This window comes from Saccharopolyspora thermophila, assembly GCF_014646075.1.
Lineage (GTDB): Bacteria > Actinomycetota > Actinomycetes > Mycobacteriales > Pseudonocardiaceae > Saccharopolyspora > Saccharopolyspora thermophila.
In genome coordinates, this window is sequence record NZ_BMMT01000007.1 from 46,882 (window position 1) to 60,258 (window position 13,377).

Annotated in this window: 14 protein-coding genes and 1 riboswitch; of the genes, 12 read left to right on the plus strand and 2 right to left on the minus strand. The window is 71.9% G+C overall.

Translation table 11 applies throughout. From position 1 onward, the window contains the following. Window positions 1-16: 16 nt before the first annotated feature. Window positions 17-2,284: a propionyl-CoA synthetase gene (locus IEY17_RS11700; RefSeq protein WP_308423976.1), complete on the minus strand. Its 2,268-nt coding sequence runs from the start codon at window positions 2,282-2,284 to the stop codon at window positions 17-19. Here IEY17_RS11700 and IEY17_RS11705 point away from each other — a divergent pair. From IEY17_RS11705 to IEY17_RS11760, 12 genes are all read left to right on the plus strand, one after another. Further along, window positions 2,220-2,435 (plus strand): hypothetical protein, encoded by a 216-nt coding sequence (locus IEY17_RS11705; RefSeq protein WP_188987379.1) that lies wholly within the window; start codon window positions 2,220-2,222, stop codon window positions 2,433-2,435. The genes IEY17_RS11700 and IEY17_RS11705 overlap by 65 nt on opposite strands. 135 nt (window positions 2,436-2,570) lie before the next feature. Next, window positions 2,571-3,260, plus strand: coding sequence for a cardiolipin synthase ClsA (gene clsA / locus IEY17_RS11710; protein ID WP_188987380.1), 690 nt, complete (start codon window positions 2,571-2,573; stop codon window positions 3,258-3,260). A 124-nt stretch (window positions 3,261-3,384) separates the two neighbouring features. Further along, complete coding sequence (gene gcvH / locus IEY17_RS11715; protein ID WP_188987381.1) at window positions 3,385-3,771, plus strand: glycine cleavage system protein GcvH; 387 nt, start codon at window positions 3,385-3,387, stop codon at window positions 3,769-3,771. Between the two features lie 116 nt (window positions 3,772-3,887). Further along, on the plus strand, window positions 3,888-4,355 hold the full coding sequence (gene garA / locus IEY17_RS11720; protein WP_188987382.1) for a glycogen accumulation regulator GarA: 468 nt from the start codon (window positions 3,888-3,890) through the stop codon (window positions 4,353-4,355). 539 nt (window positions 4,356-4,894) lie between these two features. Then, window positions 4,895-5,371 (plus strand): bifunctional nuclease family protein, encoded by a 477-nt coding sequence (locus IEY17_RS11725; RefSeq protein ID WP_029720152.1) that lies wholly within the window; start codon window positions 4,895-4,897, stop codon window positions 5,369-5,371. Between the two features lie 230 nt (window positions 5,372-5,601). Further along, the gene (locus tag IEY17_RS11730; RefSeq protein ID WP_188987383.1) at window positions 5,602-6,174 is read left to right on the plus strand and encodes a MerR family transcriptional regulator; all 573 of its coding nucleotides are present in this window, start codon (window positions 5,602-5,604) and stop codon (window positions 6,172-6,174) included. A gap of 75 nt (window positions 6,175-6,249) precedes the next feature. Then, window positions 6,250-6,352, plus strand: a riboswitch (glycine riboswitch). Between the two features lie 177 nt (window positions 6,353-6,529). Further along, the gene (gene gcvP, locus IEY17_RS11735; protein ID WP_188987384.1) at window positions 6,530-9,424 is read left to right on the plus strand and encodes an aminomethyl-transferring glycine dehydrogenase; all 2,895 of its coding nucleotides are present in this window, start codon (window positions 6,530-6,532) and stop codon (window positions 9,422-9,424) included. Between the two features lie 206 nt (window positions 9,425-9,630). After that, a complete protein-coding gene (locus IEY17_RS11740) occupies window positions 9,631-9,900 on the plus strand; it encodes a HesB/YadR/YfhF-family protein (RefSeq protein WP_188987385.1) in 270 nt (89 codons plus the stop codon). 224 nt (window positions 9,901-10,124) lie between these two features. Continuing rightward, a complete protein-coding gene (locus tag IEY17_RS11745) occupies window positions 10,125-10,820 on the plus strand; it encodes an energy-coupling factor ABC transporter permease (RefSeq protein WP_188987386.1) in 696 nt (231 codons plus the stop codon). Beyond that, window positions 10,817-11,158, plus strand: coding sequence for a PDGLE domain-containing protein (locus tag IEY17_RS11750; protein WP_188987387.1), 342 nt, complete (start codon window positions 10,817-10,819; stop codon window positions 11,156-11,158). Before IEY17_RS11745 ends, IEY17_RS11750 begins: the two co-directional genes overlap by 4 nt. Window positions 11,159-11,161: 3 nt before the next feature. Further along, window positions 11,162-11,929, plus strand: coding sequence for a cobalt ECF transporter T component CbiQ (cbiQ, locus tag IEY17_RS11755; RefSeq protein ID WP_188987388.1), 768 nt, complete (start codon window positions 11,162-11,164; stop codon window positions 11,927-11,929). Continuing rightward, on the plus strand, window positions 11,917-12,696 hold the full coding sequence (locus tag IEY17_RS11760; protein WP_188987389.1) for an energy-coupling factor ABC transporter ATP-binding protein: 780 nt from the start codon (window positions 11,917-11,919) through the stop codon (window positions 12,694-12,696). Before cbiQ ends, IEY17_RS11760 begins: the two co-directional genes overlap by 13 nt. Before the next feature lie 34 nt (window positions 12,697-12,730). On the opposite strand, the gene IEY17_RS11765 is transcribed toward IEY17_RS11760, so the two are convergent. Continuing rightward, on the minus strand, window positions 12,731-13,309 hold the full coding sequence (locus IEY17_RS11765) for a TIGR03086 family metal-binding protein (RefSeq protein WP_188987390.1): 579 nt from the start codon (window positions 13,307-13,309) through the stop codon (window positions 12,731-12,733). Window positions 13,310-13,377 lie beyond the last annotated feature (68 nt).

Consider the following 13,377-nt stretch of genomic DNA (forward strand, 5'->3'; position numbering starts at 1 on the left):
CGGACGTATCGGACCGTCAGCGGTCCCCGCGCAACGCCGGCCGCAACCGGTCCAGCACCGTCGGATTCTCGATGGTCGACGGCACCCGGGTGTCGCCGGTGTCGGCGATCTCGCGCATCGCCTTGCGCAGGATCTTGCCGGAGCGGGTCTTCGGCAGCCCGTCCACCACCGCCACGTCCCGGAACGCCGCCACCGGCCCGATCTCCGCGCGCACCGCCGCCACCAGCTCCTCGCGCAGCGTCTCCTCGGCGATGTCCACACCGGACTTCAACACCACGAACCCGCGCGGCACCTGGCCCTTCAGCGCGTCGTGCACCCCGATCACCGCGCACTCGGCCACCGCCGGGTGCGCGGCCAGCACCGCCTCCATCGACCCGGTGGACAACCGGTGCCCGGCCACGTTGATCACGTCGTCGGTACGGCCCATGACGAACACGTAGCCGTCGGCGTCGACGTAGCCGTTGTCCCCGGTGAGGTAGTAGCCGGGGTGGCGGGACAGGTACGACTCGCGGAACCGCTCGTCGTCGCCCCACAACGTGGGCAGCGTCCCCGGCGGCAGCGGCAGCTTCAGGCAGATCGCCCCGTCGGCGCCCGGCGGCACCGGCCGCCCGGCCTGGTCCAGCACGGCCACCTCGTACCCGGGCACCGGCACCGTCGGCGACCCCGGCTTGATCGGCATCGGCTCCAGGCCGCGCAGGTTCGCGCAGACCGGCCATCCCGTCTCGGTCTGCCACCAGTGGTCGACGACCGGCACGCCCAGCTGGTCGGACGCCCAGTGGTAGGTCTCCGGGTCCAGCCGCTCCCCGGCCAGGAACAGCGTGCGCAGGCTGCTGGTGTCGTGCTCGGCGAGCAGCTCGCCCTTCGGGTCCATCCGCTTGATCGCGCGCAGCGCGGTCGGCGCGGTGAACAGCGCCTTGACCCGGTGCTCGGCGATCACCCGCCAGAACGCGCCCGCGTCCGGCGTGCCGACCGGCTTGCCCTCGTAGACCACCGTCGTCGCCCCGGTCAGCAGCGGGGCGTAGACGATGTAGGAGTGGCCGACCACCCACCCGACATCGGAGGCCGTCCAGAACACCTCGCCCGGGCCGATGTCGTAGATGTTGGCCATCGACCACCGCAGCGCGACCGCATGCCCGCCGTTGTCGCGCACCACGCCCTTCGGCCGCCCGGTGGTGCCGGAGGTGTAGAGCACGTACAGCGGGTCGGTGGCGCGCACGGGCACGCACTCCGCCGGTTCGGCCTGCGCCAGCGCGTCGTTCCAGTCGACGTCGCGCGGTCCCAGCTCGGCCCGCGCCTGCTCCCGCTGGAACACCACCACCCGCTCCGGCTGGTGCTCGGCCAGCCGCAGCGCCTCGTCCACGATCGGCTTGTACTCGACGATCCGGTTCGGTTCCAGCCCGCAGGATGCGGCCACGATCAGTTTCGGGCGCGCGTCGTCGATGCGCGCGGCCAGCTCCCGCGGGGCGAACCCGCCGAAGACCACCGAGTGCACCGCGCCGATCCGCGCGCAGGCCAGCATCGCCACGACCGCTTCCGGGATCATCGGCAGGTAGAGCACGACCCGGTCGCCGCGCGCCACGCCCTGCGCCCGCAGCGCTCCGGCGAACAGCGCCACCCGCTCCAGCAGCTCGCGATAGGTGAAGGAGCGGACGGTGCCGGTCATCGCTGAGTCCCAGATCAGCGCCGGCTGCTCGCCGCGCCCGTCGCGGACGTGCCGGTCCAGGGCGTTGAAGCAGGTGTTGAGGACCCCGTCGGGGAACCACCGGTACAGCGGCGCGGCCGAGTCGTCCAGCGCCCGGGTCGGGGCCTGCTCCCACTCGACGGCGTTCGCCGCGTCGAGCCAGAACCCCTCGGGGTCGGTCAAACTCTGCCGATAGGTCTCGGCATAGGCACCCATGTGCACCTGCACCTCCCGCGTCGCTGCTGTCGCCCTGTGGTCTACCGCACAACCCCTACCCGCGCCAGGGAGTCGGCGCGAAACCCCGCTGACACACCGCGAAACGTGGCTGTGCGGACGAGCGGCACGCCGGGTTCGGTCGCGCTCGGCACCGCGCCGCCGGGCGCGCGCAGCTCGGCGACGCACCGCGTCCGCTGGGCGCGGGCCACGCTGATCCAGGGCGACAGAACGTGTCCGGGTGCACACAATCAAGGCGCCCGGGGAGATCGGGCTAACACCGCAACGGCTCTCACCGACAACGAAAACGGAGGTACTGCTGACGATGAGCACGGAACCGGACGCGCAGAACGCTGCCGCGGAATCCCAGACGCCCCAGCTGCCCACCACGCCCTGCAGCGTGGTCTGGAGTGGCGGCCACTCCTTCGTCCTCGAGGGCTCCGCGGGAGCCCGGTGGGCGGGCGTGGATGACCGCGGCCGGGCCCGGTTCCTCACCGACGCCGACCTCCACCGCCGCGGCTGGAGCCTCACCCGGGCCTAGCCGTCACCCGGCGGTCGTGCACCGGCCCGGCCGCCAGGTGTGTTGTGCGAGGAATGTGAGATCCTGACCCGGGGCGGGGATGCGGCACATGCGTCCCTGCGCGGGGTATGACGCACAACCATCCAGGGGAGGCTCGTGGTGCAGGATGCCGAGCGCACCACGGACGACACCACGAGCGGGGGGCGGGACAACCCCGGTCCGGGCCGACCCGATCCCGGCATCGCCCGGATCCGGGAGGCCGCCGCCGGCGTGTGGGCCGATCCATGGTGGACGCTGCCGAACCTGCTCAGCGTCATCCGGCTGGCCGGCGTGCCGCTGTTTCTCTGGTTGCTGCTCGGTCCCCAGGCCGACCTGCTCGCGCTGCTGGTGCTCGTCGTCAGCGGCATCACCGACTGGCTCGACGGCAAGCTCGCCCGCTGGCTCAACCAGTACAGCCGCATCGGCGAACTGCTCGACCCGGCCGCCGACCGCCTCTACATCATCGCCACCCTGGTCGCCTTCGTGCTGCGCGACGTGGTGCCCTGGTGGGTCGCCGCGGCACTGGTCCTCCGCGACCTCGTGCTCACTGTGTGCCTGCCCGTGCTGCGCTGGCACGGCTACGAGCCGCCCGACGTGCACTACCTGGGCAAGGCCGCGACGTTCTGCCTGATGTACGCGTTCCCGCTGCTGCTGCTGGTGCAGGAGCCCTTCCCGTTCGCCGATGTGGCGCGCCCCATCGCCTACGCCTTCACCTGCTGGGGAGGCGCGCTGTACCTGTGGGCGGGCATCCTGTATCTGGGCCAGGTCGTGGTCGCGGTGCGCCAGGCGCGCGCCAAGCCGGTCTAGCCGTCCTCCCGGGGGGTCGCCTTGCGGCGCCCGCTGCGCGGCAAATACGCTCGCCGAGCCGATCACGCGACCACCATCGCGCCCGGACAAGCACAGCAGCAGCGACGAGGAAGGCGGGACCACCGTGGCGGCCCCGGACGAGATCAGGTACACCGAACAGCACGAGTGGGTGCGGCGCACCGCCGAGGACCGGGTGCGCGTCGGGATCACCGACTACGCCCAGCAGCAGCTGGGTGACGTCGTGTTCGTGCAGCTGCCCGCGGTGGGCGAGCAGGTCGCGGCCGGCGACGCGCTCGGCGAGGTGGAGTCGACCAAGAGTGTCTCGGACATCTACGCCCCGGTCACTGGCGAGGTGGTGGCCCGTAACGAGCAGCTGGAGGACCAGCCGGAGCTGGTCAACTCGGCCCCGCTGGAGGACGGCTGGATGGTCGAGATCACGCTGGCCGACCCGGCTCAGTGGGACGGCCTGCTCGACGCCGAGGCATACCGGAAGCTGATCGACCAGGCATGATCGTCGGCTGTCGGGGTCGGCTGGGACGATGTCGGGAGTCGCGCGTTCCACGCCCGTCACCGCACGGTACGTTGGAACGTACTTGGCACGATCTATCCGCGTAGAGGAGAGCTCAGGTGAGCCAGAACAGCGGCTTCGGCGAGGTTCCGCCGGAGCAGTCACCGGAGACCACCTCGGTCTTCAGGCCCTTCCTCTCGGAGCCGGAAAGCACCGAGAGCGCGGCCCCGGAGCCTGCCGCAGCATCCGGGGTCGATGCGCTGCCCGCGGGGTCCGCCCTGCTGGTGGTCAAGCGCGGCCCGAACGCGGGTTCGCGGTTCCTGCTGGACCGGGAGACGACCAGCGCCGGACGGCACCCGGACAGCGACATCTTCCTCGATGACGTCACGGTTTCCCGTCGGCACGCCGAGTTCCGGCGCGAGGGCAACGACTTCGTGGTCGTTGACGTCGGCAGCCTCAACGGCACCTACGTCAACCGCGAGCCGGTGGACACCTCGGTGCTGGCCAACGGTGACGAGGTGCAGATCGGGAAGTTCCGGCTGGTGTTTTTGACCGGCCCGATCGAGGGGGGACAGACGAACCGGTAAGGGGACGCGCGGATCGGTCGCGCGACGGTGCGGCCGCCCCCGCGGGGGTGCGGCCCGCAACCGAGGTGCCGGGAGTTGTGGAGTGGGCGGAAGCGGCCGGTGTGGTCGCCCCCGGCAACCTCGTGTGCGCCACCGCGATCCGCGTCCTCACCGAGGCGGACAGGACTTCGCGGCGGGCAGCGGGGCGGTGTCAGGCGACGTCGCCCCGCTGGCACTCGCGGTGCGCGTGGTCGAGGCGCCGGCCTTTTCCGCGGGACCGGGAATTTCCCGGCGCTGCAACCGGTTTCCCCGTGACAGCGGCGGTTTTTCACTGCTCCGCGGGGGCGGTGGGCGGTGTATCGTGCTGAGTAATGCTCGATGACGAGCTCAGCCAGCGGTTCGGCCAGGTGCGCCGACTCGAACAGCCGCGAAACGGCGGCCGACCAGGCTGCCGTAAGGGATGGGCGTGTCCGCCGTATCGCGGGTAGCGTCGGAGGCGTCGGTGCGCGATCCTCGACGGGGAAGTCACGCTTCGGCGCGCTGGAGGAGGCGATGTGACGATGAGCAGCGAGATGCGCGTCGTCGGCGTGCGAGTGGAACTACCAGCAAACCAGCCGATCCTGCTGTTGCGCGAGGCGCACGGGGAGCGTTACCTGCCGATCTGGATCGGCTCGGTCGAGGCGACCGCCATCGCCCTCGAGCAGCAGGGCGTGCGCCCCGCCAGACCGCTGACCCACGACCTGCTCAAGGACGTCATCGGCGCCCTCGGTCGCGACCTTGAGCAGGTGCGGATCACCGATCTGCAGGAGGGCACGTTCTTCGCCGAACTCGTGTTCGACGGGGATGTGCGGGTCTCGGCTCGGCCGAGCGACTCGGTCGCCCTGGCGCTGCGGGCGGGGGTCCCGATCCACGCCGACGAGTCCGTGCTGGACGAGGCGGGCCTGATCATTCCAGACGAGCAGGAGGACGAGGTCGAGAAGTTCCGCGAGTTCCTCGACTCGGTCTCCCCGGAGGACTTCCGCGGCGCGGACACCTGACGAACAGGTCCACACGAGCAACCCCGGCCCCCGCGGCGCATGCAGCGGGGGCCGGGTCCATTGGGCTGCCCGCGCGTCGCGTTGACCTGCCCGCGGGCCGGGCTTACCGTCGAGGCACGCGAATTGCCCCGGTGTGATTCGGCCGGTGGGCGGTGTTCGCGGCCCTGGATCCACGCGATCCGGGCGCTGGTGATCGTCGTCGGCTTCGGGCCGGGTGAGGGGAGGCAGGCGTGGTCGAGGAAGCACCCAGCCGGGATGCTGCCGCGGAGCAGGGTGAACTGTTCCCCGACGCCTCGCTACCGGACGAACTGGTCGGCTACCGCGGTCCGGCCGCGTGCCAGATCGCCGGTATCACCTACCGTCAGTTGGACTACTGGGCCCGCACCAAGCTCGTCGTGCCGTCCATCCGCAGCGCGGCCGGCTCCGGGTCGCAGCGGCTGTACTCGTTCAAGGACATCCTGGTGCTCAAGGTGGTCAAGCGGCTGCTGGACACCGGGGTGTCGCTGCACAACATCCGGGTCGCGGTGGAGCACCTGCGCAACCGCGGGGTACAGGACCTGGCGCGGCTGACGCTGTTCAGCGACGGGACGACGGTCTACGAGTGCACCTCTGCCGAGGAGGTGGTCGACCTGTTGCAGGGTGGCCAGGGGGTATTCGGTATCGCCGTGAGCGGTGCGATGCGCGAGATCAGTGGCACGATCCACGAGTTCCCGGCCGAGCGGGCCGACGGCGCCGAGCTGGCCCCGCCGGTGGCCGACGAACTGGCCCGGCGGCGCCGGGACCGGCAGGCCGGGACCGGCTGAGTGCCGCCGCCGGTGTGCGGCCGGTGACATCGACGGTCCGCAGCAGCCCTGATCGGGTAAGCTGCGGCACATCGCCGACCCCGTGCGGGAGAGTCCGGCCCGGTTTCGGCCGCGGTCGGCGCCGAAGGAGCAAACCCTCCCCGACAACCTCTCAGGCCACCTGGACCGCGCGGGCGAGATACCTCTGGAAAGAGGGTCGCCACCGCCGTGGTGCACCCCGCCGACGGTGCAAGCCTGGGGCCACCCGGGTGAAGCTCTCAGGCGTTCGTTTCGCGGACAGTGACAGAGGGGGAGAGCGCAGCCGGTTCCTGCCGCGCTGCCGCCCTTTGCCCGCCGCGACGATTGAGGTTTGGCGATGACCGACGTGACCCATGACCGCATTCCGCTCGCTGCTCTGGAGCACGGCACGCCGTTCGCCGATCGGCACGTCGGACCGAGGCCCGCCGAGCTGGCCCACATGCTCGACGTGATCGGCGTCGGCTCGCTCGAGGAGCTCGGCCGCAGCGCGGTTCCGGACGCCATCCGTGAGGACGACCTGCAGCTGTCGCTGCCGGAACCGGCCACCGAGGCCGAGGCGCTGGCCGAGCTGCGGAACCTGGCACGGCGCTGCACCCCGCACACCGAGATGATCGGGCTCGGCTACCACGGCACCATCACGCCGCCGGTGATCCTGCGCAACGTGCTGGAGAACCCGGCCTGGTACACCGCCTACACCCCTTACCAGCCGGAGATCTCACAGGGCCGGCTGGAGGCGCTGCTGAACTTCCAGACGATGGTCGCCGACCTGACCGGGGTGCCGGTGGCCAACGCCTCGATGCTGGACGAGGCCACCGCGGCGGCCGAGGGCATGACCCTGGTGCGGCGGGCGGGCCGGTCGAAGTCGCCGCGGTTCGTGGTGGACGCCGACACGCTGCCGCAGACCATCGCGGTGCTGCGGACCCGCGCCGAACCGCTGGGCATCGAGGTCGTGGTCGCCGACCTGTCCGCGGGCGCGTCGGCGCTGCCGGACGGCGAGTTCTTCGGTGCGCTGCTGGCCTACCCCGGCGCCTCCGGCGCGGTGCGCGACCACGAGGAGATCATCGCCGAGGTGCACCGGCGCGGCGGCAGGGTCGTGGTGGCCGCCGACCTGCTCGCGCTGACCCTGCTGCGCCCGCCGGGCGAGGTGGGCGCGGACGTGGTGGTCGGTACCACGCAGCGCTTCGGCGTCCCGATGGGCTTCGGCGGGCCGCACGCCGGGTACATGGCGGTGGCCAAGGGCCTTGAGCGGCAGCTGCCGGGCCGACTGGTCGGGGTGAGCGTGGACGCCGACGGCAACCAGGCGTACCGGCTGGCACTGCAGACCCGCGAGCAGCACATCCGCCGTGAGAAGGCCACCAGCAACATCTGCACCGCGCAGGTGCTGCTGGCGGTGGTGGCGTCGATGTACGCCGTCTACCACGGCCCGGCCGGACTGCGGCAGATCGCCACCCGCGCGCACCGGATGGCTGCCGTGCTGGCCGAGCAGCTGCGTCGCGGCGGCGTGGAGGTGCTGCACCGGGACTTCTTCGACACCGTCGTCGCGGCGGTGCCCGGCCGGGCGGACGAGGTCGTCGCCGCGGCCCGCCGCAACGGCATCAACCTGCGCCGCGTCGACGCCGACCACGTCGGCATCAGCTGCGACGAGACCACCACGCGCGCGCACCTGGAAACCGTGTGGCGCGCCTTCGGTATCGACGGCGTGGACATCGACGAGCTGGACGCGCAGACCCCCGACGCGCTGCCCGCGGGGCTGCTGCGCACCTCCGAGTACCTGACGCACCCGGTGTTCCACACGCACCGCTCGGAGACGTCGCTGCTGCGCTACCTGCGGCGGCTCGCGGACAAGGACATCGCGCTGGACCGCAGCATGATCCCGCTGGGTTCCTGCACGATGAAGCTCAACGCCACGGCCGAGATGGAGCCCATCACCTGGCCGGAGTTCACCTCGCTGCACCCGTTCGCACCCGCGCAGGACGCCGAAGGGCTGCTGAGCATCGTGCATGACCTGGAGCGGTGGCTGGCCGAGGTCACCGGCTACGACGCGGTGAGCCTGCAGCCCAACGCGGGCAGCCAGGGTGAGTTCGCCGGCCTGCTGGCCATCCGCGCCTACCACCGCAGCCGGGGCGAGGCGGACCGCAACGTGTGCCTGATCCCGGCCAGCGCGCACGGTACCAACGCCGCCAGCGCGGTGATGGCCGGGATGCGGGTGGTCGTGGTGCGCTGCGACAACGCGGGCAACATCGAGCTGGCGCACCTGCGGGAACTGGTCGTCGAGCACGCCGCCGACCTGGCCGCGATCATGATCACCTACCCGTCCACGCACGGCGTCTACGAGGACACCGTCCGCGAGGTGTGCGCGCTGGTGCATGACGCGGGCGGGCAGGTGTACGTGGACGGCGCGAACCTCAACGCGCTGATCGGCCTGGCCCGGATGGGCCGGTTCGGGGCCGATGTTTCGCACCTGAACCTGCACAAGACGTTCTGCATTCCGCACGGCGGTGGCGGCCCGGGCGTGGGCCCGATCGGGGTGCGCGCGCACCTGGCGCCGTTCCTGCCCAACCACCCGATGCAGCCGACGGCCGGTCCGGAGACCGGGGTGGGCCCGATCAGCGCGGCGCCGTGGGGCAGCGCCTCGATCCTGCCGATCTCGTGGGCGTACGTGCGGATGATGGGCGCTGACGGGCTGCGTCGCGCGACGCTGACCGCGGTGGCCGCCGCCAACTACGTGGCCCGCCGTCTGAACCACTACTTCCCGGTGCTCTACACGGGCAAGGGCGGTTTCGTGGCGCACGAGTGCATCCTGGACCTGCGGCCGATCAGCAAGACCAGCGGTATCTCGGTCGACGACGTGGCCAAGCGGCTGGCCGACTACGGCATCCACGCACCGACCATGTCGTTCCCGGTGGCCGGGACGCTGATGGTGGAGCCCACCGAGAGCGAGGACCTGGCGGAGCTGGACCGCTTCTGCGAGGCGATGATCGCCATCCGCGCGGAGATCGACAAGGTCGTGGCCGGGCAGTGGCCCGCCGACGACAACCCGCTGGTGCACGCCCCGCACACGGCGGCCTCGCTGGCCGGGCAGTGGGACCACGCCTACTCGCGCGAGGAGGCGGCCTACCCGCTGGGCACCGGGGTGGCGAAGGTGTGGCCGCCGGTGCGCCGGATCGACGGCGCGCGTGGCGACCGCAACCTGGTCTGCTCCTGCCCGCCCCTGGACGCCTACCAGGCGTGAGGACGCCACCCGGGTGGGCCTGATCCACCCGGGTGTCCTCGAGGATGCGCACCCTCGTCACCCGGTGGTGGAACCGGAGCACGGCCGGGGGCGCTGTGGTGGGCGGGGCCGGTGCGACACGCCCGGGCGGCTTCCGTTTGCGCACCGGCGGGGGTGGATGAAACGGTGGCCACTTCACTGCCCAGGCTCCGAGAGGAAGTGGAGCAATGCTCACCATCAGCGAGAGCGCAGCCGAGGTCATCAAACTTGTCCTGGTCGGTGGCGACTCTCCGGAAGGATCCGGCCTGCGCATCGCGCCGGCCGGGGACGGCCTGCAGGCGGCGATCGCCGCCCAGCCACAGGAGGGCGACGAGGTGATCGAGGAATCCGGGGTGCGGGTGTTCCTCGAATCGCAGGTCGCGGTCCTGCTCGGCGACAAGACGCTCGACGCGGAGCGGGACGCCAACGGCGAGCTCGCGCTGGCCGTCCGCGACTGACCCCACGACTCGACCGCCGACCCGGGTGCACCCGCGCCCGGGTCGGCGGCTTTTTCGGGGCCGTGCGGGGGAAGGCGAACTGCGGGGGCCGGGTATGCGTGGCTGGTTCGTCCTTGTTTGTCCTGTTTGTGCAGTACCAAACCTCTCCTGCCAGGTAGTGGCGACAACGCACCTGCGGCAATTAGTCTCGTTGCGCTGTATTTCCGGCTACCGAGGAGCTCGCGATGCCCTCCACCACGCTCGCCATGCATATGAGCGACGGGCTGTTGAACGCGCCCACCGCGCTGCTGTTCGCAGCCGTCACCGTGGCCGGGCTGGCGATTGCGCTGGCCAGGGCGCGCGCCGACCTCGACGACCGCACCGCGCCGATGGCGGGATTGGTCGCCGCGTTCGTCTTCGCCGCCCAGATGATCAACTTCCCGGTGCTGCCGGGGGTGAGCGGACACCTGCTCGGCGGCGCGCTGGCCGCGATCCTGGCCGGACCGTGGGTCGGCGCGCTGTGCGTGGCGATCGTGCTGGTGGTGCAGGCGCTGCTGTTCGCCGACGGCGGCCTGACCATGCTCGGCGCGAACATCACCAACATGGCGCTGATCGGCACCGCGGTCGGCTACCTCGTCGCCCTCGCGCTGCGCCGCTTCGCGGTGCGCAGCCGCGCCGGGTTGCTGGTGACCGCCTTCGCGGCCGCCTGGGCGAACACCGTCGCCGCCTCCGGCGGCTTCGTCGTGGAGTACGCGCTCGGCGGGGCGGCCGGGTACGGCACCGGTACCGCCGCGATCGCGGTGATCGGCGTGCACTGCCTGATCGGGATCGGCGAGGGCGTTATCACCGCCGCCACCGTGGGAGCGGTCGCCGCCGCCAGGCCCGATTTGGTCCACCTGCTGCGCACCTGTGTGCGCCCGACCGAGGAGATCGTCCGATGAGCGTTCCACGACGGCGTTTCCTGCTGCTGTTCGCGGCGGTCGTGCTGGTCGTCGCAGGTGTCGTGGCCTACTTCGCCGACTCCGACCCGGACGGGTTGGACGCGGTGACCCAGCAGGGCTGCACGGTGGTGCAGACCGAGGAGGGCGAGCGACTGGAGGGCCGCTGCATCGCGCAGAACGCCGCCGACCACCCGTTCGCCGGTGGGCCGCTCGCGGACTACACCGTCGGCGGCGACGACCGTTGGACGGGGGTGGCCGGAGTGATCGGCGCGGTGGTCACGCTCGCGGCCGCCGGCAGCCTGTTCTGGGGGCTGCGGCGCCGCAACGGGGGCGTCTGAGCGATGGGTGCCGGACATGCGAGCGCGTTGCACCTGCCCGGCAATTCGGCGCTGCACCGGCTGCCGCCCGAGGTCAAGATCGTCGCCGCGTTCCTGACCGTGCTGTGCGTGGTCGCCACGCCGCGCGAGGCGTTCTGGGCGTTCGGCGGCCACGCAGCGCTGCTGCTGGCGCTGGTGGCCGCAGCCGGCATCCCGGTCCGCTGGCTGGCCAGCCGCCTGCTCATCGAGGTGCCGTTCGTGGTGCTCGCGTTCCTGCTGCCGTTCACCGCCGGCGGCCCGACGACCGACGTCGCGGGCCTGGCGCTGTCGGTGGAGGGCCTGCTGGCGGGCTGGAACATCCTGGCCAAGGGCACGCTCGGTCTGGCGACGTCGCTGGTGCTGGCGGCCACCACCGAGCCGGGCGAGCTCGTGGTCGGGTTGCAGCGCCTGCGGGCGCCCCGGCTGCTGATCACCATCATCACCCTGATGCTGCGCTACGCGGAGGTGATCGTGGCCGAGGCCGCGAGGATGCGCGTGGCCCGCATCTCGCGCGGCCACGACCCGCGGTTCCTGTGGCAGGTCGGCGCCACCGCGCGGGGCATCGGCAGCCTGTTCATCCGCTCCTACGAACGCGGCGAGCGGGTGCACCTGGCGATGGTGTCGCGGGGCTGGAGCGGCACCATGCCCGAACTGGGCAGCTCGCCCCGTTCGTCCTCGGCGCAGTGGTGGCTGGGCATGGTGCCGCCGTGCGTCGCCGTCGTCGTCCTGGGAGTGACCCTGTGGACCGTCTGAGCGAATCGTTGCCGGACCGCACCACCGCACCCGATACCGTCCCCGCCCTGGAGGTGCGCGGGCTGGTCTTCCGCTACCCCGACGGGCACCGCGCACTCGACGGGATCGACCTGAAGGTGGAGCGCGGCGAGCGGGTCGCGGTGCTTGGCCCCAACGGGGCGGGCAAGACCACGATGACGTTGCACCTCAACGGGGTGCTGCGCGCCGAGGCGGGTGAGATCAGCGTCGGCGGGCTGCCGGTGCGGGAGGAGAACCTCAAAGAGATCCGCCGCCGCGTCGGGCTGGTCTTCCAGGACCCCGACGACCAGCTGTTCATGCCCACGGTGCGTGAGGACGTGGCGTTCGGGCCGGCCAACTTCGGGGTGCGCGGCGCCGAACTGGAGCAGCGGGTGCAGGCCGCGCTGGAGGCGGTGGGCATGGCCACGCACGCGCACCGCTCGCCGCTGCACCTGTCCGGCGGCCAGCGCAGGCGCGTCGCCCTGGCCACCGTGCTCGCCTGCCAACCGGAAATTCTGGTGCTCGACGAGCCGTCGTCGAACCTGGAGCCGGTGGCGCGGCGGGAACTCGCCGAGGTCCTACTGGGGCTCGGCGGCACGATGCTCATGGTCACCCACGACCTGCCGTATGCGCTGCAGCTGTGCCCACGCAGCGTGGTGATCGACAACGGCCGGGTGGTCGCCGACGGCCCGACCGAACAACTCCTCGCCGATGCCGAGCTCCTCGCCGCGCATCGCCTCGAACTCCCCTTCGGCTTCCGGATTTCCTGACCCCCGGGGGCCGGGTGGGCAGCCGGTGACGGCGTCAGCCCCGCCAGGCCGGGTCGCGGCCGGTCAGGCCGATCAGCCGGTCCAGCGGCTCGGCGTCCGCGGACACCTTGACCGGCGGGTCGAACATCCCGGCGGGGGCGGGTTCGGCGGCGACCTCGGCGGCGAACTCCAGGGCGGTCGTCATCGACGCCGCGTCGCAGCTGTACGGCTGCCCGGTGGCGCGGGCCAGGTCCCAGCCGTGGACGACCAGTTCGTTCATCGCGACCCGGCCCGCGACCGCGCCGGGCAGCTCGAAGCCCCCGGCCTGCGTCATGCCCTCCCACGCGGCCGGGTCACGCCACGCCTCGGCGAGCTCGGTCAGCTGCCGCGGGATCCGGGTTCGCCAGTCACCCGGCAGCCGGTCGGCGTCCCCGGAGGGCCCGCCGGCGGTCGCGGCGCGGTCCTTGCCCGCCGCCGCGGTGAAGGCCAGGGACAGCCCGTTGAGATGGTCGATCAAATCGCCCACCGAATACTCGCGGCACGGGGTGGGCGCGCTCAGCTGCGCGTCGGTGGTGTTGGACAGCAGGCCCGCCAGGCACTGGGCGGCGGGGCCGAGATCGGGCATCGCGGACATCGGAACTCCTCTCGTACTACGTACGGGTTCCGACCGTGGCGCGGCGTCAAACTCCTCGCTGGTGATCC

What these genes read in the sequence shown, in the direction of transcription:
- IEY17_RS11705 (WP_188987379.1), top strand. Translation starts at nt 2,220, where the DNA reads ATGAGCACGGAACCGGACGCGCAGAACGCTGCCGCGGAATCCCAGACG.
- IEY17_RS11725 (WP_029720152.1), top strand. Translation starts at nt 4,895, where the DNA reads ATGAGCAGCGAGATGCGCGTCGTCGGCGTGCGAGTGGAACTACCAGCA.
- gcvP (WP_188987384.1), top strand. Translation starts at nt 6,530, where the DNA reads ATGACCGACGTGACCCATGACCGCATTCCGCTCGCTGCTCTGGAGCAC.
- IEY17_RS11740 (WP_188987385.1), top strand. Translation starts at nt 9,631, where the DNA reads ATGCTCACCATCAGCGAGAGCGCAGCCGAGGTCATCAAACTTGTCCTG.
- IEY17_RS11745 (WP_188987386.1), top strand. Translation starts at nt 10,125, where the DNA reads ATGCCCTCCACCACGCTCGCCATGCATATGAGCGACGGGCTGTTGAAC.
- IEY17_RS11750 (WP_188987387.1), top strand. Translation starts at nt 10,817, where the DNA reads ATGAGCGTTCCACGACGGCGTTTCCTGCTGCTGTTCGCGGCGGTCGTG.
- cbiQ (WP_188987388.1), top strand. Translation starts at nt 11,162, where the DNA reads ATGGGTGCCGGACATGCGAGCGCGTTGCACCTGCCCGGCAATTCGGCG.
- IEY17_RS11765 (WP_188987390.1), bottom strand. Translation starts at nt 13,309, where the DNA reads ATGTCCGCGATGCCCGATCTCGGCCCCGCCGCCCAGTGCCTGGCGGGC.